The organism is Streptomyces sp. NBC_00388, from assembly GCF_036061255.1.
In the GTDB taxonomy this organism is placed as follows: Bacteria; Actinomycetota; Actinomycetes; order Streptomycetales; family Streptomycetaceae; genus Streptomyces.
Window position 1 is genome coordinate 5,675,515 of sequence record NZ_CP107948.1, and the last position, 22,530, is coordinate 5,698,044.

The window sequence follows — 22,530 nt, forward strand, 5'->3', positions numbered from 1 at the left end:
GTTCTGCGGTTAGGGTGCCGACCATGGATGACGCAGTGGTCGGACCGGTCGATCTCGCCGGACGAGTGGACGAGGCGCTGGCCGTGCAGGCCGTCGCGTTCGGCCTCGGCGAGGCAGAGGTCGCCGTACGCCGCCACATCGTGCTGCGCCACCTGCAGAACCCCGGCGCCCGCGCCCTCGGTGCGACGGCGCCCGACGGCCGCCTGGTCGGCTTCGTGTACGGGATGCCCAACAGCCGTGGCCACTGGTGGTCCACGGTCGTCGAACCGTATCTGCGCGCCACCCGTACCGACTTCTGGCTCGACGACTCCTTCGTCATCACCGAACTGCACGTCCACCCCGGCTTCCAGGGCCAGGGCACCGGCCGCGCGCTGATCACCGCGATCACCGACGGCGCGGCCGAACCGCGCTCCATCCTCTCCGCGATCGATCGGGAGTCCCCGGCCCGCGGCCTCTACCGTTCCCTGGGGTACACGGACCTCGCGCGGCAGGTCCACTTCCCCAGCGCAGGAACGCCGTACGCGGTGATGGGCGCCCCGCTCCCGCTGCTCAGGCCCGCTCCGCCCGCGTAACCGATTTCCGCCCGCCCGCCGGGCCCGGTTAACCTCCTGACATCACCGACGGGGGTCCGGGGGACGTCCCCCGGAAAACACAGCCAAGCAGGAGAGTCACCATGGCCCAGGTCCAGCGCATGTCCCGGTTGATGGTCAAGACCTTGCGCGACTACCCGGCGGACGCGGAGACGCTCAGCCACAAGCTCCTGGTCCGCGCCGGATACGTACGCCGCAACGCCGCCGGGATCTGGACCTGGCTGCCGCTGGGCAAGAAGGTCCTGGACAACGTCTCGCGCGTCGTGCGCGAGGAGATGGACGGCATCGGCGCGCAGGAGGTCCTGCTGCCCGCGCTGCTGCCCAAGGAGGCCTACGAGGCGTCCGGCCGCTGGGACGAGTACGGCGACCTGCTCTTCCGCCTCAAGGACCGCAAGGGCGCCGACTATCTCCTCGGCCCGACGCACGAGGAGATCTTCACCCAGACCGTCAAGGACCAGTGCACGTCCTACAAGGACCTGCCGGTGATGCTCTACCAGATCCAGACGAAGTACCGCGACGAGGCGCGTCCGCGCTCCGGCGTGCTGCGCGGCCGAGAGTTCCAGATGAAGGACTCGTACTCCTTCGACACCACGGACGAGGGCCTGGCCGAGTCCTACCGGCTGCACCGCGAGGCGTACATCAGGATCTTCCAGCGCCTCGGTCTCGACCACCGCATCGTCTCCGCCGTCTCCGGCGCCATGGGCGGCTCGGCCTCCGAGGAGTTCCTGGCCCCGGCCGCCGCGGGCGAGGACACCTTCGCCGACTGCCCGCAGTGCGACTACGCGGCCAACACCGAGGCGGTCACCTTCACCGCCCCGGCCGCCGGGAGCGCGGAGCACGGCGCCGTCGAGGAGCTGGACACCCCGGACACCCCGACGATCGAGACGCTGGCGGCGCACCTGGGCGTCCCCGCGTCCGCCACTCTGAAGAACCTGCTCGTGAAGGTCGACGGTGAGATCGTCGCGGTCGGCGTGCCCGGCCACCGCGAGGTGGACCTCGGCAAACTGGGCGAGCACCTGGCACCGGCCGTGGTCGAGCTCGTCACCGCCGAGGACTTCGAGGACCGCCCCGACCTGGTCCGCGGCTACGTCGGCCCGCAGGGGCTCGAAAAGGTGCGCTTCATCGCCGACCCGCGGATCGCGGCCGGCACCGCCTGGATCACCGGTGCCAACAAGCCCGGCAAGCACGCGCGCAACGTCGTCGCCGGACGCGACTTCACGGTCGACGACTACCTCGACGTGGTGGTCGTCGAGGCCGGCGACCCCTGCCCCGCCTGCGGCACCGGCCTCAACCTGGACCGTGCGATCGAGATCGGTCACATCTTCCAGCTGGGCCGCAAGTACGCGGACACCTTCCAGCTCGACGTGCTGGGACAGCAGGGCAAGCCCGTCCGGGTCACCATGGGCTCGTACGGCATCGGCGTCTCCCGCGCCGTGGCGGCGCTGGCCGAGCAGTCCGCCGACGACAAGGGTCTCTGCTGGTCCAAGGAGGTCGCCCCGGCCGACGTGCACGTCGTCGCCGCCGGGAAGGCGCTCCAGACCGAACTGGCCCTGGACGTCGCCGGGCAACTGGGCGCGGCCGGTGTGCGGGTGCTGGTCGACGACCGTGCCGGGGTCTCTCCCGGCGTGAAGTTCACCGACTCCGAGCTGATCGGTGTCCCGCAGATCCTGGTCGCAGGCCGCAGGGCGGCGGACGGCATCCTCGAACTCAAGGACCGCCGCACGGGCGAGCGCGAGGAGCTCACGGTCGCCGAGGCGCTCGCCAGGCTGGCCGGCTGAGCGCAGCCGCACATGCACGGGCGGGCCGGGGGCGGACCCCGGCCCGCCCTGTGCCGGAGCCGCGCAGCGAAGTCAGAGCCAGCCCGCGAACTCCAGCAGCAGCTCGCCGTCCTGGCGCCGCCCCGCCGCGACCGCCCGCACCCCGGACTCCACCGCGCGGAACAGCGTCCAGCCGTGCAGCCGCGCGTGCTCGACCTCCAGCGAGTCCGCCAGCCGGTTCACCCGGCGCCGCACCGTGGAGGGGCCGACAGCGGCTGCGACCAGGTCGTCCACCCGGTCGCGCACCAGCCGGGCCAGGTCGTAGGCGCGCTCGCCCACCACCGGGTCCGGGCCCACCGCCAGCCACGGGGTGCGTTCGCCCGCGAGCACCTTGCTCTGGCGGAAGTTGCCGTGCAGCAGCACGCTCTCGGAAGGCGAAGCGAGCAGCTCGTCGCGCGCCGCGAGCGCCGCGTCGACCAGGGGGGCCACCAGTGGCTCGGCCGTCGCGCGCATCGCCACCGCCTGCCGCGCGGTGCGCTCGGCCACCGTCTCGAAACCGTGCCCGTCCGGCGGGGCCACCCAGAGCTTGCGCACCGTGCCCGCGGCCTCCAGGAGGGCCTTGGCCTCCGGGAGCGAGTGCAGCGAGACCTCGGGGTGCAGACGCTCCAGCAGGAGCGCGGAGTCGCCGGGGGAGCCGTCGTCGAGCAGCTCGGCCGCGCCCCAGCCGTTCCAGTGCGCCAGTGCGGCCCGCTCCAGGTCCGGCCGGGCGAAGGGCGGGGCCAGCTTCAGTACCGCGTGCGTCCCCGCGGTGCCGCGCACCAGCACGATCAGAGCGCTGCGACCCCCGGGTGCCTGTACCCGCTCAGCGGTCAACTCCCGTACGGCGAGGGCCCCTTGCATATCAGTCTGAATCCGGCTCAGCCAGTCGGCGGCGGCGGCGTCCCCGTACGTCTCGCCGAGCGCCCGGACAAGCCGCTGCGGCGGTTCGAAAGTCATGCGTGCGTGGTTCCCTTTCCGGCGCTTGCGGAGGCCCGCTCGGCGAGCCCCGGAAAGGCTACGCTGCCGTCGCCGCGCCACCGTGCAGCCCGCACTGCGGCCTCCCGAAGGGCCAGCGCCGCCTCGTGCCGCAGCGGCCCCCGGGCGGCCCGCACCAGGTCGGAGCAGACGTCGGCGACCCGGTCCTCAAGAAGCGCCGCGAGCCGGACCGCGTCGTCCTTCCCCGCCACGTCGAAGGGCAGCGCGTAGGCGGCCGACGCCGCGACGGGCCTGCCGCCCAGGTCGCGCACGGTGCGCGCCAGCGCATCACGCCGGGCGCGGTGGGCGTCGTACGCCTGGTGTGCCTCGTCCCTGCGCTCCGGGGCGATCCGGCCGCCCACGACGCCGTATCCGTACACGGCGGCGTGCTCGGCGGCCAGGGCGGCCTGTGCCGCTGCGAGTGCGCTCATCAGTGGTCCCCCGGGGTCAGCAGATACGCGTGGACGGCGGAAGCGGCAGCGACCGACGCCAGCAGCCGCGCCAGTTCGGGCGGAGCGCCGGCGAGCGCGGCGGTGTGGGCGTCGGCGGTGCGCCGCTCGGCCGCCGCGAGTGCCCTGAGAGCGGCCTTCCGGTCCGCGGGCACCCCGGGAGGTGCGGGCGCCGGGGATCGCTTCGCGCCCGGCGGGCCGCCGGGCGCCCCGGAACCCGGGTCCTGCGCGGGCGGCGTCAACGCCTCGACGTGCAGGGCCACGGCGGCGCGCAGTGGGCCTGCCAGCTTCTCCGTGGCCGGGTCCCCGTGCCTGGCGAGCACCGCGTCGTACAGCGCGAGCAGGGCGCCGCTGGTCCGCGCGGAACGCCGGCGGAGCGCGTCCGCGGCTCCGGCGGCGGCCGAACCCTGTGTACGGTGGGCGGCGGACCGCTCCGAACAGCCGGTCAGGAGCGCGGCACCGGCAGCCGCCGTCGCGCCCAGCACACTCCTGCGTGTGGTCCCCGTGCCCAGCACGTGTCTCTCCCTCGGCCCGAAGTGATCACCGCAGGCGAGCGTACCTGCGGGTCAACACAGCGAGGACGGCAACACCCCTGGCGACCGGATACCCTTTGATCTGACACGCGACGATCAGACACGCGGCGATCGAGAAAACACGCCGATCCCACAACAGCACACGCGGCCGAGGAGTCACCCGGATGAGCACCACCCAGAGCGAGAGGCTGCGCGGGCTGCTGGAACCGCTCGTCGCCGCCAAGGACCTGGATCTGGAAGAGATCGAAGTCTCCCGGGCCGGCCGGCGTGGCGTACTGAGGATCACCGTGGACTCCGACGAGGGCGTGGAGCTGGACACCTGCGCCGAGCTGAGCCGGGCCATCTCCGAGAAGCTCGACGAGAGCGACGTGATGGGCGACGGCGAGTACGTGCTCGAAGTCAGCTCGCCGGGAGCCGACCGCCCGCTGTCGGAGCACCGCCACTATGTGCGGGCCACCGGCCGCCTGGCCAAGCTGACGCTGGCCGGGGGCGACGAAGTGATCGCGCGCATCCTCGCGGTGGACGCCGAAGGGCTCGACCTGGAGGTACCGGGCGTGAAGGGGCGCAAGCCGACCGCCCGCCGGATCGCCTTCACGGAGATCGACAAGGCGCGTGTGGAGCTCGAATTCAACCGCAAGGACAAGAAGGAAGAGGAGGCGTAGCCATGGACATCGACGTAAAGCTTCTGAAGGGCTTGGCGAAGGAGAAGGAGATTTCCTTCGACCTGCTGGTCGAGGCGATCGAGTCGGCCCTCCTCATCGCCTACCACCGCACCGAGGGAAGCCGCCGCCTCGCCCGCGTGCGCCTCGACCACGACAACGGTCATGTGACGGTCTGGGCGAAGGAGGACCCGGCCGACCTCGAAGAGGGCCAGGAGTCCCGGGAGTTCGACGACACCCCGTCCGACTTCGGCCGGATCGCCGCGACCACGGCCAAGCAGGTCATCCTGCAGCGGCTGCGGGACGCGGAGGACGACCTGACCTTCGGCGAGTACGCCGGGCGCGAGGGCGATGTGGTCGCCGGGGTCGTGCAGCAGGGCAAGGACCCGCGGAACGTGCTGGTCGACATCGGCAAGCTGGAAGCGATCCTGCCGGTGCAGGAGCAGGTGCCCGGCGAGACCTACAGCCACGGGCTCCGGCTGCGGACGTACGTGGTCCGGGTGGCCAAGGGGGTGCGCGGCCCGTCCGTGACGCTCTCCCGCACCCACCCCAACCTGGTGAAGAAGCTCTTCGCGCTGGAGGTCCCGGAGATCGCGGACGGCTCGGTCGTCATCGAGGCCATCGCGCGCGAGGCCGGTCACCGCAGCAAGATCGCCGTGCGGTCGACGAGGTCCGGGCTCAACCCGAAGGGTGCCTGCATCGGCCCGATGGGCAGCCGGGTCCGCAATGTCATGGCCGAGCTGCTCGGCGAGAAGATCGACATCGTGGACTGGTCGGACGACCCGGCCGAGATGGTGGCCAGCGCGCTCTCGCCGGCCCGGGTCAGCAAGGTCGAGATCGTCGATCTGGCCGCGCGTTCGGCGCGGGTCACGGTGCCCGACTACCAGCTCTCGCTGGCCATCGGCAAGGAGGGGCAGAACGCCCGTCTCGCCGCCCGGCTGACCGGCTGGCGCATCGACATCCGCCCGGACACCGAGCCGTCCGACGGCCGGGGTGACCAGGACTGAGCCCCCGCGTCCCGGCCGGGTGGCCGGGATCACATCTGCACGATTGCAGAAAACTTCGAGACAACATCCGTTCGATTCCTGCCCCAATCGGGTGGGGTCGTTACGGGGAGGTAGACTTAAACGTGTCTGGCCGGACAGTCGACCGAGCACGCCCTGAGCGAACCTGCGTGGGATGCCGGGAGCGGACGGCCAAGAGCGAACTGCTGCGCATCGTCGTGGACGGGGGCAAATGCGCCCCTGATCCGCGCGGTACGCTGCCCGGCCGGGGTGCGTATCTGCACCCCGCCTCGGTCTGCCTCGACCTGGCGGTCCGCCGCCGGGCGTTCTCCAGGGCCTTCAAGGTCAGGGGAGCGCTCGACAGCGCGGAGCTGAACCAGTACGTCGGGCAGGCAGCACCGTAACAAGTGAACGGCACGGGTCCCCGTGCGGTCAGGTACCTCGCGAGTTGGAAGTAGGTCGAGATTGCGATGAGCACTCGATGAGTACGCGATGAGTACGCCCATGAAGTAGCGACGGTCCGGCGGTAACCCGGACCTAAAAGGAGCGAAGTGGCTAAGGTCCGGGTATACGAACTCGCCAAGGAGTTCGGAGTTGAGAGCAAGGTCGTCATGGCCAAGCTCCAGGAACTCGGTGAATTCGTACGTTCGGCGTCCTCGACGATCGAGGCGCCGGTTGTACGCAAGTTGACTGACGCTTTGCAGGGGCCCGGCGGCAACGCCGGCAAGTCCGCTGCCAAGCCCGGCGCGCCCCGCAAGGCCGCGCCCTCGCCCGCACCCCGTGCGGGTTCTTCCACACCGTCGGCGCCGTCTCCGGCCGCCGCGGCCCGTCCCGCTGCCCCCAAGCCCGGTGTCCCGGCCCCCAAGCCGGCCGCCGCCGAGGCCCCGCAGAGCAGCGCCCCCACCACGCCGTCGGCGCCGTCCCCGGCAGCCTCGGGCCCGCGTCCGGGTCCGAAGCCCGCGGCCAAGCCCGCCCCGGCAGCTCCGGTGCCCGCCGCCGAGTTCTCGGCGCCCGCACCGGCCCAGCCCGCGGAGCCGCAGGCCCCGCGTTCCCCGGGTGCCACACCCGGCCCGCGTCCCGCCAACGCCCGTCCGGCCCCGGCCGGCGGTCAGCGTGACGGTGGCCGCGGCGGCGAGCGTCCGGCACGGCCGGCCGGCCAGGGCGCCCCGCGCCCCGGCGGCAACCGCCCGTCCGGTCCCCGTCCGGGCAACAACCCGTTCACCTCCGGTGGTTCCACCGGTATGGCCCGCCCGCAGGCACCCCGTCCCGGTGGCGCCCCGCGTCCCGGCGGCGGCCAGGACCGCCCCGGCGGCCCGCGCCCGCAGGGTGGTCCCGGTGGCGCTCCGCGTCCCCAGGGCCAGGGTCAGGGCGGCGCCCGCCCCAGCCCCGGTGGCATGCCCCGTCCGCAGGGCGGCGCACGTCCCGCCGGCGGTCCCGGCGGCGCCCCCGGTGGTAACCGCCCGAACCCCGGCATGATGCCGCAGCGTCCCGCAGCCAGCCCCCGCCCCGGTGGCGGTCCCGGCGGTGGCGGTCGTGGTCCCGGCGGCGGCGCAGGCCGTCCCGGTGGCGGCGGCGGTGCCCGTCCGGGCGGCGGCGGCTTCGCCGGTCGTCCGGCAGGTCCCGGTGGCGGCGGTCGTCCCGGTGGTGGCGGCGGCTTCGGCGGTCGTCCCGGTGGCGGCGCTCCCGGCGGTGGCTTCGGCGGTCGTCCCGGTTTCGCGGGCCGTCCCGGCGGCCCCGGTGGCCGCGGTGGCACACAGGGCGCCTTCGGCCGTCCCGGCGGGCCCGCCCGCCGTGGTCGCAAGTCGAAGCGGCAGAGGCGCCAGGAGTACGAGTCGATGCAGGCTCCGTCGGTGGGCGGCGTCATGCTGCCCCGTGGCAACGGACAGGCTGTCCGGCTGTCGCGCGGTGCTTCGCTCACCGACTTCGCCGAGAAGATCAACGCCAACCCGGCGTCGCTCGTCGGCGTGATGCTGAACCTCGGCGAGATGGTCACTGCGACGCAGTCCGTCCCCGACGAGACGCTGAAGCTCCTCGCGGACGAGATGAACTTCGTCCTGGAGATCGTCAGCCCCGAGGAGGAGGACCGCGAGCTGCTCGGGTCCTTCGACATCGAGTTCGGCGAGGACGAGGGTGGCGAGGAAGCTCTCGTCGCGCGTCCGCCGGTCGTGACCGTCATGGGTCACGTCGACCACGGTAAGACCCGGCTGCTCGACGCGATCCGCAAGACGAACGTCGTTGCGGGCGAGGCCGGCGGTATCACCCAGCACATCGGTGCGTACCAGGTCTCCTCCGAGGTCAACGGTGAAGAGCGCAGGATCACCTTCATCGACACCCCGGGTCACGAGGCGTTCACCGCCATGCGTGCCCGTGGTGCCAAGTCGACCGACATCGCGATCCTCGTGGTGGCGGCCAACGACGGTGTGATGCCGCAGACGATCGAGGCGCTGAACCACGCCAAGGCGGCCGACGTGCCGATCGTGGTCGCGGTCAACAAGATCGACGTCGAGGGCGCGGACCCGACCAAGGTGCGCGGTCAGCTCACCGAGTTCGGTCTGGTGGCCGAGGAGTACGGCGGCGACACGATGTTCGTCGACATCTCCGCCAAGCAGGGCCTCAACATCGAGTCCCTCCTGGAGGCCGTCGTCCTCACCGCCGACGCCTCGCTCGACCTGCGGGCCAACCCGGAGCAGGACGCGCAGGGTATTGCGATCGAGTCCCACCTGGACAAGGGCCGCGGTGCTGTCTCGACCGTCCTGGTCCAGCGCGGCACGCTGCGCATCGGCGACACGATGGTCGTCGGCGACGCGTACGGCCGGGTCCGGGCGATGCTCGACGACAACGGCAACAACGTCCAGGAAGCGGGTCCCTCGACCCCCGTCCTGGTCCTGGGACTCACCAACGTCCCGGGTGCAGGCGACAACTTCCTGGTGGTCGACGAGGACCGTACGGCCCGTCAGATCGCCGAGAAGCGTGCCGCCCGTGAGCGCAACGCCAACTTCGCCCGCAAGGGTGTCCGGTTCTCCCTGGAGAACCTGGACGAGGCGCTCAAGGCCGGTCTGGTCCAGGAGCTCAACCTCATCATCAAGGGCGACGCGTCCGGTTCGGTGGAGGCTCTCGAGTCCTCGCTGCTCCAGCTCGACGTCGGCGAAGAGGTCGACATCCGGATCCTGCACCGCGGTGTGGGTGCGGTCACCGAGTCGGACATCAACCTGGCGACCGGCTCCGACGCCATCGTCATCGGCTTCAACGTGCGCGCCGCGGGGCGTGCCGAGCAGATGGCCGAGCGCGAAGGTGTGGACGTCCGGTACTACTCGGTCATCTACCAGGCGATCGAAGAGATCGAAGCGGCCCTCAAGGGCATGCTCAAGCCGGAGTACGAAGAGGTCGAGCTCGGCACGGCGGAGATCCGCGAGATCTTCCGCTCGTCCAAGCTGGGCAACATCGCCGGTGTGCTGGTCCGCTCCGGCGAGGTCAAGCGCAACACCAAGGCGCGCCTGCTGCGTGACGGCAAGGTCGTCGCGGAGAGCCTCAACATCTCCGGTCTGCGCCGCTTCAAGGACGACGTCACCGAGATCCGCGAAGGGTTCGAGGGCGGTATCAACCTCGGCAACTTCAACGACATCAAGATCGACGACGTCATCGCGACGTACGAGATGCGCGAGAAGCCCCGCGGCTGATCCGAATCGCGGACGATCCGTATCCGGGGGCACAGCCCCTGGACGGTGCAGTGGTCGGGGCCGCTCGGCGGGAGTTATTTCCGTCGAGCGGCCCCGGCCGTTGCGTGTACGGTTCGGGTGTCCCTGCCAAGCGGTTGGCGGGGCACGACCCCGAACCGGCGGGACATCCGGACATGCATGTATGTAGGGACACTGTCCTTCGATCTCCTTCTCGGCGACGTACGGTCGCTGAAGGAGAAACGCTCCGTCGTCCGGCCCATCGTGGCCGAACTCCAGCGCAGGTTCGCGGTGTGCGCGGCCGAGGTCGGCGATCAGGATCTGCACCGCAGGGCCAGGATCGGCATCGCGGTGGTGTCCGGCGGGACGGAGCACGTCACTGAGGTACTCGACCGGTGCGAGCGGCTTGTCGCCGCCCGGCCCGAGGTGGAGCTGCTGTCCGTACGACGGCGGCTGCACGGCGACGAAGACGATTGAGCAAGGCTCGAAGAAGGAGAAGGACCAGTGGCCGACAACGCGCGGGCGAAAAAGCTGGCGGACCTCATCCAGGAGGTGGTCGCCGAGAAACTGCAGCGCGGCATCAAGGACCCCCGTCTGGGCACGCATGTGACCATCACGGACACCCGCGTCACCGGTGACCTGCGGGAGGCCACGGTCTTCTACACGGTCTACGGCGACGACGAGGACCGCGCGAGCGCGGCAGCCGGTCTGGAGAGTGCCAGGGGCATCCTGCGCTCGGCGGTCGGCGCTGCGGCGGGGACGAAGTTCACCCCGACCCTCGCCTTCGTGGCGGACGCCCTGCCGGAGAACGCCAAGGCGATCGAGGAGCTCCTCGACCGGGCCAGGGCGTCGGACGCCAAGGTGCGCGAGGCGTCGTCCGGCGCCACGTACGCCGGTGGCGCCGACCCGTACCGCAAGCCGGAGGACGAGGCCGACGAGGCCGCGGCGTCCGGCGACGACGACGGGGACACCACCTCCGCATGACTCAGCAGAACACCGTGCCGGACGGCCTTGTCATCGTCGACAAGCCGTCCGGCTTCACTTCGCACGACGTCGTGGCCAAGATGCGCGGGATCGCGAAGACCCGCCGGGTCGGCCACGCGGGCACCCTCGACCCGATGGCCACGGGCGTGCTCGTCCTCGGGGTCGAGAAGGCCACCAAGATGCTCGGCCATCTCGCGCTGACCGAGAAGGAGTACCTCGGCACGATCCGGCTCGGCCAGAACACCGTCACCGACGACGCCGAGGGTGAGATCACCTCGTCCGCCGACGCGTCGGCAGTGACGCGTGAGGCCATCGACGCCGGAGTGGCCCAGCAGACCGGCGCCATCATGCAGGTGCCGTCCAAGGTCAGTGCCATCAAGATCGACGGCAAGCGTTCGTACGCACGGGTGCGCGGGGGCGAGGAGTTCGAGATCCCGGCCCGGCCGGTGACCGTCTCGTCGTTCCGGGTGTACGACGTACGGCCGGCCGTCGCGGAGGACGGGACCCCCGTCGTCGACCTGGTTGTCTCCGTGGTCTGCTCCTCCGGCACGTACATCCGCGCCATCGCCCGCGACCTCGGCGCCGCCACCGGGGTCGGCGGCCATCTGACGGCGCTGCGCCGTACCCGCGTCGGGCCGTACGGGCTCGACACGGCCAGGACGCTGGACCAGCTCCAGGAAGAGCTGACGGTGATGCCGGCCGCGGACGCCGCAGCTGCCGCGTTCCCCCGCTGGGACGTGGACGAGAGGCGCGCCAGGCTGCTGCTCAACGGCGTCCGGCTCGACATGCCCGGGTACCCCGCCGGGGCCGTGGCCGCTTTCGGCCCCGGTGAACGTCTCCTCGCCCTGGTCGAGGAGGAGAACGGCAAGGCGAAGAGCCTGGCCGTCTTCGGCTGACCCGCCATGGGGCGGGCTGCCGCCCGCCCCATGATCCCCTCGGGGGCTGCCCGGCCTCTCCGTCCCGCCTCCGGGATTCACTCGTTCGGTCAGGCGCCCGGAGTGAATGCCGGGGGCGCAAGGGGCGCTTTCGGCCGTTGTCCTTCTCCGGGCGATCACCGTGTGGCTACGGTCGGACCATGGGAAGCGGGGACCTGGAGACGCTGGTCAGCATCTGCGATCCGGCGGGGCGCCCGAGAGGCACCGGCTTCGTCGCCGATGACCAGGGCACGGTGGTGACCGGCCATGAGGTGGTCGCCGGCCTCACCGGAGCCGTGCTGCACGCGGCCGGCGGCCGCACCTGCGCCGCGGGCGCCGACGCGATCACCGCCCTGCCCGCACTGGGCCTCGCCCTGCTCCGCAGCGACGGCCTCGGCCTGCCGCCGCTGCCCCTCGCCGTCCGCGACACCGTGGAGACCGGCACCTACGTCCGGGTCGCCGCGCTGGGGTGGCGCGCCGCCCGGATTCTGGGCGAGACCGCCGTGTCGTACGACGCATCCGGCCACCGCCACCGGCTCACCGCCCTGGAGCTGGCGCTCGGCACCCAGGGCAGTGACGCCCTCAGGCCGGGCAGTGCGGCGGCCGGCGGGCCCGTCGTGGACGCGTCGACCGGCACGGTCCTCGCGGTGCTCGGCACCGCTCTCCGGGGCGACCACCCGGTGGCCGGTCTCGCCGTCCCGCTGCGCGGCGCCGCGCTCGCCCCGCTGCTCCGGCGGAACGCGGCGACGGTCCCGGGGTACGGCCGCGACCTCAACCTCGCGGGCGTCCTTGAGCTGACCGCCACCTCGGTCGGCGCGTCCGGCGGCGCCGGGCTCTGGCGCGACCCGGTCGAGCGCCCCGGTACGGCCGCGGCGCTGGACGCCTTCGCCGCGGGCAGCGAACCCGTGCTCGGGCTGGTCGGCGGCCCCGGTACCGGCCGGACGACGGAGCTCACCGCCTTCGCAGCCCGCCGCGCCCGCGGCGCGCAGCCCGCCCCGACCCTCTGGCTGCGCGGCGCCGATCTGCGTACCGCGGACATCTCGGTCGCCGACGCGGTGGCACGCACCGTCCGGCAGGCCGGCCGGATCGTGGGCGCGGACGGTCTGGAACGTGCCACTCCGGAGCGGATCGCCGACCTGGCCGCCGCGGCGGGCCAGCCCCTGCTCGTCCTGCTGGACAGCCCGGAGGAGATGGCCCCGCTGCCGGCCGGCGCGCTGCCGGAGTGGGCCGGGGCCACCGCGCGCTGGCTGCGCGAGCACGGCGTACGGATGGTGGTCGGCTGCCGTCCCGAGTACTGGGAGCAGGCCGCGGGGCTCTTCGGCCCCAGGGGCGCGGAGTGCGTGCGGATCGGGGACCTGCCGCCGCACGAGGCCGAGCGGGCCCGGCAGCGCTACGGCATTCCTGAGGGGACGCTGGCCCCCGGGGACGCGGGCCACCCGCTCGCCCTGCGGATGCTCGCCGAGGTGCGGGCCGCGATCCCCGAAGGGGTGGAGGGCCGCCCGTCCCGCGAGGACGTGTTCACCGCGTACCTGGACCTGCTCTGCCTGCGGACCGCCGTACGGATCGCGGCCGCAGGACGTCCGGCACCACGGGGCGCGGTGGTGCGGCGTCTCGCCGCCGGGGTCTCGGGCCGGGTGCACGAGGCCGCGCGGCGGTGTCTGGGGCCGGGCCAGGGGGAGCTGGACCGTGCCTCGTTCGAGGAGCTCTTCCCGTGGCGTACCGGCTGGGCGTCGGCCGTGCTGACCGAGGGGCTGCTGATCCCGGCGGGCGCCGGATACCGCTTCGCCCACGGTGAGCTGGCCGACTGGGTGCAGGGTGAGCACCTCGATGTGGACGGCGCGCTGTACGCGCTGGTGCACCGGCACGCCGCGGATCCGGCCGGGGCGGGCGCCGGCCCGCCTCCGGAGCGGGCGGACGGCGCCCCCGGGCCCCCGCCCGCCGTCCCCCGGCACCGGGCGGGGCCGGTGGTCCAGGCGCTCCTCCTGCTCGGCCGCCGCCACGGCCACCACGAACTCGGCCGCAGACTGCGCGAGTTGATCGAGGCCCTGGACCGGATGCAGGGGCTGCCCGCGGAGCCGAGGGTGCCGCGGCCGAGCCGGGAGCCGGGTACCGGGGCGGAGCCCGCGCCGCTCGCCGACGCCGAGTGGTGGGCCGCGCGACTGCTCGCCGATGTGCTGCTGCGCGTCCCCGACGCCCGCCCGTACATCGGTGTCCTGAGGCTCCTCGCCGACCGGATCACCCTCCTGTCGGTCCGCGCCGGCGGCCCGCGCGGGCTCGGCGGGTTCCGGGTCTTCGACAGCGCGTTCTGGGAGCTGCTGCGGCTCGGCGAGAGCCACCGGCTGGATCTGCTGCGCAGGCTGGTGCCCGCCGACGGCGCACCGGCCGCGCGGACCGCCGACCGCTACCTGGACGCCACCGCCCGGCGGCTCGCGGCCGATCCGCGGACCGTGCAGCCGCTGCTCTGCCGCTGGTTCGGGGATGAGCGGCTGCTGCCGTCCGACGCCCGGGCCGCGCTGCGGCCCACCGTCGCGGGAGCCGCGCAGGCGTTGCTCTACAGCCGGCGGGGGCTCGCCGTGGACGACCTCGCCGACGCGCTCGTCGCCACCGACCACCCCCGCGCGGACGAGCTGCTCGCCGCGCTCGCCGAGGACGAGACGTCCGCGGTCTGCCGCGCCGTGGACCGCTGGGCGCACGACGACAGACCCGAGCGCCGGGAGTCCGCCGCCCGACAGGCCACGCGGGCCGCCCTGCACGCCAGGACCTGCCCCGACCGTGAGCTGCTGCGGTACGCCGCGCTGGCCCTGCTCGCCCGGCCGGGCGACAGCGGGCTGCACGGCCCCGCGCTGGCGCTGCTCGTCGGCGACCCGCACTCCCGCGCCCGGCATCTGCCGCGCGCGCTGGCCCTGTTCGCGTCCGGCGGTTCGCAGCTGCCGCCCGCCGCGCTCACCGTCGCCCTGTCCACGCACCCGGAGCCGGTGTTCGCTGCCTTCGACGCCGCCCTGCGCGCGCGTCCTGACACCGCGGGGCCGGTCCTGGACGCGCTGGCCGGGATCACCACGCCCGCACCGGCCCGCCGGGCCGCTGCCCTCGTCCACGAGTACATCGACCGCCACCCGGCGGGCGCCCGGCACGCCGCCGCGTTCGTCGACCGCCGTCTGGAGGACGGCCCTGCCGCCCGTGCCATCCTCTTCCCGCTGGTCAGCAGTCTGCTGCGGGGGCGCCCGAGCCCGGTGCGGGAGGCGCTCGCACCGGTACTCGCCGCGCCCGGCGGTCCGGGCTCGCGCGCCATGCGGGCGGAGCTGCTCGACGTCCTCCTGGAGTACGAGCGGTACGAGGCCAGGGACGGCCTGGCCGTGCCGGCGGTCCTGGTGCGGGCCGCCGCGCTCGGCGCCGCCCGCCGCGCCGAGCCCCGTACCCGCGATCTCGTCCACCGGGCCGGGCTGCTGCTGGCCCGTACGCCCGAAGGCGCGGCCTCGCTCGACCGGCTGCTGGTCGAACTGGCCACGGAGTCGCCCCTCTTCGCGGGACAGCTCGCCGGCTGGCTGGCCGGAGCACCGCAGGAGTGGGGTGCCGTCGTCGGCCCGGACGCCCGGCTGACGGTCGAGAAGCTGGGAGCGCCGATGCCGATGCACGCCGCGAGCGCCGGACATGGCAGTCTTAGGCCTGCATAACTGCAGGGCATTGATCATGTACACGGTTCGGGCGAGGAGCGGTCTCAGTGCAGCGCTGGCGTGGCTTGGAGGACATTCCCCAGGACTGGGGACGCAGCGTCGTCACCATCGGCTCCTACGACGGGGTGCACCGCGGCCATCAGCTGATCATCGGCAGGGCCGTGCGGCGCGCGCGTGAGCTGGGTCTTCCCTCGGTCGTCGTCACCTTCGACCCGCACCCCAGCGAGGTCGTGCGTCCGGGCAGCCACCCGCCGCTGCTCGCGCCGCACCACAGGCGCGCCGAGCTGATGGCGGAGCTGGGCGTGGACGCGCAGCTGATCCTTCCCTTCACGAGTGAGTTCTCGAAGCTGTCGCCCGCCGACTTCATCGTGAAGGTCCTGGTCGACAAGTTGCACGCCCGGGCGGTCATCGAGGGCCCCAACTTCCGCTTCGGCCACAAGGCGGCCGGGAACGTCGGCTTCCTCGCCGAGCTGGGCCCGACGTACGACTACGAGGTCGACATCGTCGACCTCTCGGTGAGCGGGGAGGCGGGCGGCGGCGAACCGTTCTCCTCCACCCTGACCCGCCGGCTCGTGGCCGAGGGCGACATGACGGGCGCGGCCGAGATCCTGGGCCGCCCGCACCGCGTCGAGGGCGTGGTGGTCCGGGGCGCGCAGCGCGGCCGTGAGCTGGGCTTCCCCACGGCGAACGTCGAGACGCTGCCGCACACCGCGATCCCGGTGGACGGGGTGTACGCGGGGTGGCTGACGGCGGACGGCGAGCTGATGCCCGCGGCCATCTCGGTGGGCAGCAACCCCCAGTTCGACGGCCGCGAGCGCACCGTCGAGGCGTACGCCATCGACCGGGTGGGCCTCGACCTGTACGGCATGCACGTCGCCGTCGACTTCCTCGCCTATGTACGCGGTATGGAGAAGTTCGAATCGATCGACGCACTGCTGGTGGCGATGGCGGACGACGTCAAGCGCTGCCGGACGCTGACCGAGGCGTACGAGTCGCACTGACGCGGGGACCGTCCGGCGATCCGGGGCGCTCGGCGCCGGCACCGTCCCTCCAGCGGGGGCTGCGAACCGCCCCCGTCCCGCACGGGCGCGCACACCACCCTGACCGTGCCCGCGCGGGCCTCCGCCGGCGGGCCGCGCCACGCACGACCGGCGGTGCCCGCCCCGGGCCCACCCCGGGTCCCGAGGCAGCAGCCCGGTGACCACCGGCACCCCGCACCTCACCGGCACCCCGCACCAGGAATGCCGGTTCCGGGAGGCCGGTCTCAGGAGGCCGGGACCGTGCCCGCGGTCTTCGATGCCGTGGCCCAGTGGCAGGCCACCGCGTCCTCCCCGCTGCCGGACAGCACCGGCAGATCCTTCGTACGACAGGCGTCGGCTACCCCCGCGCGCTCCGCCTCGCCCGACGCGAGGATGTGGCAGCGGGCGTGGAAACGGCAGCCGGGCGGGATCCGGGACGGGTCCGGCGGCTCACCGGCGAGTACCACCGGGTCGGTCGTGGCGTCCGGCGTCACCGACAGCAGCGCCTGGGTGTACGGGTGCTGGGGCGCCGTCAGGATCCGGTCCACGTCGCCGGTCTCCACGATCCTGCCGAGATACATCACGGCGACCCGGTCGGCGATGTTCCACGCGAGGCCCAGATCGTGGGTGACGACCAGGGCCGAGAGCCCCAGCTCGTCCCGCAGCCGCAGCAGCAGGGCGAGGATCTCACCGCGCACCGAGGCGTCCAGCGACGCCACCGGTTCGTCCGCCACGATCAGTTCGGGATCGAGTACCAGGGCTCCCGCGATCACCACCCGCTGGCGCTGGCCGCCCGACAGCTCGTGCGGATACCGCTGGAAGAACCGCTCGGGGGGCCGCAGCCCCGCCCGGGAGAGCGCCAGCGACACCGTGGCCCGCTCGTCGCCGGTGAAGCCGTGGATCCGCAGGCCCTCGGCCACCGCCTCGTACACGGTGTGCCGGGGGTTGAGCGAACCGCTCGGGTCCTGGAGCACCAGCTGGACACGCTTGCGGTATGCCTTGAGCGCGCGGGCGGAGAGGTCCAGCGGCTCGCCCCCGAAGGTGACCGCGCCGGACGTCGGCCGTACGAGACCGAGCAGCGACCGGGCGAGGGTCGTCTTGCCGCACCCCGACTCGCCGACCAGGGCGACGATCTCGCCGGGTCCGATGTCGAGGTCGACTCCGTCCACGGCGCGCGCCGGGGACGCTCCGCGCCGGCCGGGGAAGGTGACCTCCAGGGCGGTGGTGCTGAGCAGGGGAGGGGTGGTCATGAGGTGCTCCTTGCTTCCTCGGCGCCGGGTTCGGCGATCGCGCCGGCGCCCTGCTCCGCGGTCCCGGACGCACCGGGCCGCACGAGCAGACAGGCCGCCCGCTGCCCCGGCCCCGCGTCCCGCAGCTCCTGGCCGGTGGTCGCGCACTCGTCCAGGGCCACCGGACAGCGCGGATGGAACGTACAGCCCGACGGCAGGGCGGACGGGTCCGGCGGGTCGCCGGGCAGCCCGCGCGGGGCGCGCCGGGACGCGGGGTCGCCGATGCGGGGGAAGGCCCCGGACAGCGCGCTGCTGTACGGGTGCACCGCCGCGTCGAAGACCTGCTGCGCGGGGCCCTCCTCGACCACCCGCCCCGCGTACATCACGGCCAGCCGGTCGCAGGTGTCGGCGAGCACCGCCAGGTCATGGCTGATCATCAGCAGGCTGATGCCCTGGTCCGCGACCAGCTGCTCGATCAGCCGGAGGATCTGGGCCTGGATCATCACGTCGAGCGCGGTGGTCGGCTCGTCGGCGACGATCACCTGCGGGCCGCAGGCCAGCGCCATCGCGATCATCACGCGCTGCCGCTGCCCCCCGGAGAGCTCGTGCGGATAGGCGTCCGCCCGTGCCGCGGGCAGACCGACCTGCTCCAGCAGCTCGCGGGCCCGCCCGCGCGCCGCGGCCGGGGTCGCCTGGTGGTGCACGAGCAGCGGCTCAGCGATCTGGTCGCCGATCCGGTGCACCGCGTTCAGGGAGTGCATCGCCCCCTGGAAGACGATCGAGGCGCCTGCCCAGCGGACCGCGCGCAGCCGCCCCCACTTCATGGTGAGGACGTCCTCGCCGTCGAGCAGGATCTCCCCGCTCAGCTTGGCCGAAGCGGGCAGCAGCCGCAGCAGCGCAAGAGCCAGCGTCGACTTCCCGCACCCCGACTCACCGGCGATCCCGAGCTTCTGCCCGGGCCGGACGGTCAGGTCCACCCCGCGTACGGCGGGGACCGCGGACGCCCCCGACCCGTAGGTCACGTGCAGGTCCTTGATTTCGAGGAGGCTCAACGTCCCACCCCCAGCTTCGGGTTGAGCACGGCCTCCACGGCACGCCCGCAGAGGGTGAAGGAGAGCGCGACGAGCGCGATGGCGATACCGGGCGGTGCCAGGTACCAGAAGTGCCCCGAGGAGACCGCACCCGCCTCCCGCGCGTCCTGGAGCATGCCGCCCCAGGAGATCACCGTGGGGTCACCGAGGCCGAGGAAGGCCAGGGTCGCCTCGGTGAGGATGGCGTTGGAGATGCCCAGCGTCGTCTGGGCGAGCACCAGGGGCACCACGTTGGGCAGCACGTGCCGGGTCATCACATGGCCGTGACCGCCGCCGAGTGCCCTGGCGCGTTCGATGTACGGGCGGGACTCCACGGCGATGGTCTGCGCCCGCACCAGCCGCGCCGTGGTCGGCCAGGCGGTCACACCGATCGCCAGGATCACCGTCCAGACCGAGTGGTCGAGCACCGTCGCCAGCACGATGGCCAGCACCAGGGTCGGCATCACCAGGAACCAGTCGGTGACCCGCATCAGCACGGTCGCGAACCAGCCGCCGAAGTGTCCGGCGATGATCCCGACCAGGGTGCCGATGGCCACCGAGAGCGCTGCGGCCAGCAGCCCGACGGTGAGCGAGATCCGCGCGCCCCAGATCAGCAGGGCGAGCACGGACCGCCCGAACTGGTCGGTGCCGAGGGGGAACCTCCCGCTCGGATCCTCCAGGGCCGTGCCGGGCGCCTTCGTCACGCTCTGCACGTCACCGCCGACGAGCAGGGGCGCCGCCAGCGCGATCACCGCGATGAGGAGCAGACCGGCGAGGCCGTAGACCCCCGACCGCTGGGTGCGGTACTGCTTCCAGAACCGGGCCACGGACTCGCGCCGCCTGGCACGTGCGAGTGAACCCGCTGTCTGTTCTGCGGTCGCGGTTGTCATCGGCCCACCCTGGGATCGAGCAGCGGATAGAGCAGATCGGCGAGGACGTTCATCACGATCATCGCGCCCGCGAAGACGACGAACAGGCCCTGTACCAGCGGGAGATCGGGGACGCTCAGTGCCGAGTAGAAGAGCCCGCCGACCCCGGGCCAGGAGAAGACCGTCTCGACCAGGATCGAACCGGCGGCCACCTGACCGAAGTTGATGAAGATCATGGTGACGGTGGGCAGCAGCGCGTTGGGCACCGCGTGACGGCGGCGGACGAGATCGTCGCGCAGCCCCTTGGCACGCGCCGTCGTCAGATAGTCACTGCCCATCTCGTCCAGCAGCGAGGAGCGCATGACCAGCAGCGTCTGCGCGTAGCCGACCGCGACGAGGGTGATGACGGGCAGGACCATGTGGTGCGCGACGTCGGTGATGTACGCGAAGCCGGACAGGCCGCCCGACTCCATGCCGCCGGTCGGGAACATTCCCGGGATCGGCCCGATGCCGACCGAGAAGACGATGATCAGCAGCAGCCCGAGCCAGAAGGACGGCACCGACCAGAGAGTCAGCGCGATGCCGGTCGAGACCTTGTCGCCGAGGCGGCCGTGCCGCCAGGCGGAGCGTGTGCCCAGCCAGAGGCCGAGCGCGCAGTGGATGACCACCGCGACGCCGGTGAGCAGCAGCGTCGCGGGAAGCTTCTGGGCGATCAGATCGGTGACGGGCGCGTGGAACTGGTAGGAGGTGCCCAGGTCCCCCGTGAGCGCCTTGGAGCAGTACTGGGTGAACTGCTGCCACGTCGGCAGGTCGAGCCCCAGCTGCTTGCGGAGTTCGAGCAGCTGGGCGTGGCTGACCGCGCGTCCGTGCGTCATCGTGCGGACCGGGTCGCCCGGAATGATCCGGAAGAGGAAGAAACTGGTGACCAGAACGGCGAGCAGTGAGACGGCCGCGCCGCCCAGCTTGCCCGCCACATACAGCAGATACGCGGTCGCGTTGCGGGTGCGAGGGCCGGACGGCCCGGTCTTGACCTCGACCGGGCCGTCCGCCGCACCCTCCGCGAGCGGAGTGGTGCTAGCAGCGCTCATGAGTTATTCACGGTCTTCCGCTGTGGAACGGCGGCGCAGGGCGACAAAGCCTCCGAGCCCGATCACGATGACAGCTGCGACGATGCCGATGACGAGCCCCGTCGGGGAACCCGACGACTTCGAGGCGCTGTGGCCGGCCGGGACTGCCGACCACCAGCTCCAGTAGCCGTCCTGGCCCCAGATGTTGCCCGCCGCCTGGGGCATCGTCTCGATGGACTTGATCTGGTCGGTACGGTACGCCTCGACGGCGTTCGGATACGCCATGACATTCATGTACCCCGTGTCGTACAGCCGCGACTCCATCTGCTTCACCAGATCGGCGCGCTTGGCGGCGTTGTACTCCTGGGCCTGCTGGGAGTACAGCGCGTCGTACTTCTTGTCGCAGATGAAGGTGTCGGTGGAACCGGTGTCCTTCGGGGTGCTGGGCCGCGCGGCGCAGGTGTGGATGGACAGCACGTAGTCCGGGTCCGGGTTGACCGAGTAGCCGTCGAAGGCGAGGTCGTACTGGCCGGCGAGCTCGGGGTCGGTGACGTTGTCGACGCACGACATCGTGAGACCGATGCCCAGCTTCCCGTACCACTCCTTCATGTACTGGCCGACGGCCTTGTCCTCCGGGGCGGTGGCGTGGCAGAGGAGACGGAGGTTCAGCGGCTTGCCGTTCTTGCCGACCCGCTTGCCGGCGCCGTTCTTCTTGTAGCCCGCTTCGTCGAGGAGCTTCGCGGCCCTGGCCGGGTCGTAGGAGACCTTCTGGCTCGCCGAGGGCTGCCAGGTGTAGTCCGTGAAGCGCGGTGGGATGTACCCGGCGCCCTGGACGGCATGTCCCTGGAAGACCTTGTCGACGATGGTCGTGGTGTCGGTGGCGGCGAACAGCGCCTGGCGTACCCGCTTGTCCTGGAGCGCCGGATTGCCGTCGCCGAACTTCTTCCCGTTCTTCGCCTGGGCGCCCGGATTGACGGCGAGTGAGTAGAAGCGCCGGCCGGGTGCGTCGTTGACCTTGATGTTCTTCTCGGACTTCAGGGCTGCCGCCTGGGCCGGGGTGAGGCCCTGGACGAAGGACACCTCACCCTTCTCCAGTGCCGCGACGGCCGCGTCATTGTCCTTGTAGTACTTGAGGTCCAGCTCGTCGAACTTGGGAGCGCCCCGCCAGAACGTCTTGTTCGGCTTGAACTTCAGATACTGGTCGACCTTGTAGTCGGTGAGGATGAACGGCCCGTTCCCCACGACCGGGAAGGTCTTGTCGTTGTTGAACTTCGAGAAGTCCTTGACGCTCTCCCAGACATGCTTGGGCACGATGGGCACGTCGAGCGCCGTCATCGTCGCCTGAGGCTTCTTCAGCTGCACGACGAGGGTCTGCGGGTCGGGCGCGGTCACTTTCTTGAAGTTCGCGGTGAAGCTGCCGTTGGAGGTGGCCGCGGCAGGGTCCGTCATCATCTTGTTGAACGTCCAGGCCGCGTCGTCGGCGGTGGCCTGCTGCCCGTCCGACCACGTGGAGTTCTTCCGGATGGTGAACGTCCACGTCAGTTTGTCGGCCGACGGCTTCCACGCGGTGGCGAGACCGGGGATCGTGTGGCCGTCCTTGACGTCATAGTTCGTCAGATAGTCATACATCAACCGCAGTGCTGTGGTGGAGACCAGGCGCTGGGCGAGGAACGGACTCATCGAGTCGACGCTCTGGTTGATGGCGACAGTGAGGACCTTCTTGCCGCCGGAGCCCGGCGTGGTCTTGGCCTCGGCGGCGTGAGCCTGCTGGGGGGCCGGGTTCAGCGGGGTCGCGGCCGCGGCCATCAGGGCGAAGGCGGTCGCGCCGGTGGCCAGGAGCAGACGGGAACGTGATCGGTGGCGGATTGGGCCGGTCGGAACTCTTCTGTCCATGGGCGTTGACCTCGCGTCAGGGTGAATCATGGAGTCGCCAGCTGGTGAAGCGAAGGTTTATCAGCGGTGGTTTAGACATGTCAACGGTCGTCAAGACCGTGCCTGGTCTGCACAAATGTCTGAAGGCCCGCACC

General features: G+C 72.2%; 19 protein-coding genes. 11 read left to right on the forward strand and 8 right to left on the reverse strand.

The window, feature by feature from the left end:
* Positions 1-23: 23 nt before the first annotated feature.
* Both OG917_RS25490 and OG917_RS25495 read left to right on the forward strand, forming a co-directional pair.
* Positions 24-572, forward strand: coding sequence for a GNAT family N-acetyltransferase (locus tag OG917_RS25490; RefSeq protein ID WP_328319929.1), 549 nt, complete (start codon positions 24-26; stop codon positions 570-572).
* Positions 573-673: 101 nt separating this feature from the next.
* Positions 674-2,368 (forward strand): proline--tRNA ligase, encoded by a 1,695-nt coding sequence (locus OG917_RS25495; protein WP_328319930.1) that lies wholly within the window; start codon positions 674-676, stop codon positions 2,366-2,368.
* Positions 2,369-2,440: 72 nt separating this feature from the next.
* Here OG917_RS25495 and OG917_RS25500 read toward each other — a convergent pair whose 3' ends face one another.
* From OG917_RS25500 to OG917_RS25510, 3 genes are read right to left on the reverse strand one after another with little or no spacing between them, the layout of a single operon-like run.
* Positions 2,441-3,343 (reverse strand): aminoglycoside phosphotransferase family protein, encoded by a 903-nt coding sequence (locus OG917_RS25500; RefSeq protein ID WP_328319931.1) that lies wholly within the window; start codon positions 3,341-3,343, stop codon positions 2,441-2,443.
* Entirely contained in the window at positions 3,340-3,792 is a 453-nt protein-coding gene (locus OG917_RS25505) for a ferritin-like domain-containing protein (protein WP_328319932.1), read from the reverse strand. Before OG917_RS25505 ends, OG917_RS25500 begins: the two co-directional genes overlap by 4 nt.
* Positions 3,792-4,325, reverse strand: a complete 534-nt coding sequence (locus tag OG917_RS25510) for a twin-arginine translocation signal domain-containing protein (protein WP_328319933.1) — start codon at positions 4,323-4,325, stop codon at positions 3,792-3,794. The genes OG917_RS25505 and OG917_RS25510 overlap by 1 nt, the downstream gene beginning before the upstream one ends.
* A gap of 182 nt (positions 4,326-4,507) precedes the next feature.
* On the opposite strand from OG917_RS25510, the gene rimP reads away from it, so the two are divergent.
* The 9 genes from rimP to OG917_RS25555 all read left to right on the forward strand — a co-directional run bounded on the left by rimP (position 4,508) and on the right by OG917_RS25555 (position 16,250).
* A complete protein-coding gene (gene rimP, locus OG917_RS25515; RefSeq protein WP_328319934.1) occupies positions 4,508-5,005 on the forward strand; it encodes a ribosome maturation factor RimP in 498 nt (165 codons plus the stop codon).
* Between the two features lie 2 nt (positions 5,006-5,007).
* On the forward strand, positions 5,008-6,009 hold the full coding sequence (nusA, locus tag OG917_RS25520) for a transcription termination factor NusA (protein ID WP_328319935.1): 1,002 nt from the start codon (positions 5,008-5,010) through the stop codon (positions 6,007-6,009).
* Positions 6,010-6,131: 122 nt separating this feature from the next.
* A complete protein-coding gene (locus OG917_RS25525) occupies positions 6,132-6,410 on the forward strand; it encodes a YlxR family protein (protein WP_328319936.1) in 279 nt (92 codons plus the stop codon).
* 147 nt (positions 6,411-6,557) lie between these two features.
* On the forward strand, positions 6,558-9,683 hold the full coding sequence (infB, locus tag OG917_RS25530) for a translation initiation factor IF-2 (protein ID WP_328319937.1): 3,126 nt from the start codon (positions 6,558-6,560) through the stop codon (positions 9,681-9,683).
* Between the two features lie 177 nt (positions 9,684-9,860).
* Positions 9,861-10,157: a DUF503 domain-containing protein gene (locus OG917_RS25535; protein WP_328319938.1), complete on the forward strand. Its 297-nt coding sequence runs from the start codon at positions 9,861-9,863 to the stop codon at positions 10,155-10,157.
* Positions 10,158-10,184: 27 nt separating this feature from the next.
* Entirely contained in the window at positions 10,185-10,664 is a 480-nt protein-coding gene (rbfA, locus tag OG917_RS25540; protein ID WP_328319939.1) for a 30S ribosome-binding factor RbfA, read from the forward strand.
* Positions 10,661-11,560: a tRNA pseudouridine(55) synthase TruB gene (truB, locus tag OG917_RS25545; protein WP_328319940.1), complete on the forward strand. Its 900-nt coding sequence runs from the start codon at positions 10,661-10,663 to the stop codon at positions 11,558-11,560. The genes rbfA and truB overlap by 4 nt, the downstream gene beginning before the upstream one ends.
* Before the next feature lie 179 nt (positions 11,561-11,739).
* Positions 11,740-15,249, forward strand: coding sequence for a trypsin-like peptidase domain-containing protein (locus OG917_RS25550; protein ID WP_328319942.1), 3,510 nt, complete (start codon positions 11,740-11,742; stop codon positions 15,247-15,249).
* 47 nt (positions 15,250-15,296) lie between these two features.
* Positions 15,297-16,250, forward strand: a complete 954-nt coding sequence (locus OG917_RS25555; protein WP_328319944.1) for a bifunctional riboflavin kinase/FAD synthetase — start codon at positions 15,297-15,299, stop codon at positions 16,248-16,250.
* 263 nt (positions 16,251-16,513) lie between these two features.
* On the opposite strand, the gene OG917_RS25560 is transcribed toward OG917_RS25555, so the two are convergent.
* The 5 genes from OG917_RS25560 to OG917_RS25580 are packed head-to-tail and all read right to left on the reverse strand — an operon-like array spanning position 16,514 to position 22,396.
* Entirely contained in the window at positions 16,514-17,518 is a 1,005-nt protein-coding gene (locus tag OG917_RS25560; protein WP_328319945.1) for an ABC transporter ATP-binding protein, read from the reverse strand.
* The gene (locus OG917_RS25565) at positions 17,515-18,549 is read right to left on the reverse strand and encodes an ABC transporter ATP-binding protein (RefSeq protein WP_328319947.1); all 1,035 of its coding nucleotides are present in this window, start codon (positions 18,547-18,549) and stop codon (positions 17,515-17,517) included. The genes OG917_RS25560 and OG917_RS25565 overlap by 4 nt, the downstream gene beginning before the upstream one ends.
* Positions 18,546-19,457, reverse strand: coding sequence for an ABC transporter permease (locus tag OG917_RS25570; protein ID WP_328319948.1), 912 nt, complete (start codon positions 19,455-19,457; stop codon positions 18,546-18,548). Before OG917_RS25570 ends, OG917_RS25565 begins: the two co-directional genes overlap by 4 nt.
* Complete coding sequence (locus OG917_RS25575; RefSeq protein WP_328319949.1) at positions 19,454-20,524, reverse strand: ABC transporter permease; 1,071 nt, start codon at positions 20,522-20,524, stop codon at positions 19,454-19,456. Before OG917_RS25575 ends, OG917_RS25570 begins: the two co-directional genes overlap by 4 nt.
* Positions 20,525-20,527: 3 nt before the next feature.
* A complete protein-coding gene (locus OG917_RS25580) occupies positions 20,528-22,396 on the reverse strand; it encodes an ABC transporter substrate-binding protein (protein ID WP_328319950.1) in 1,869 nt (622 codons plus the stop codon).
* Positions 22,397-22,530: the final 134 nt, after the last annotated feature.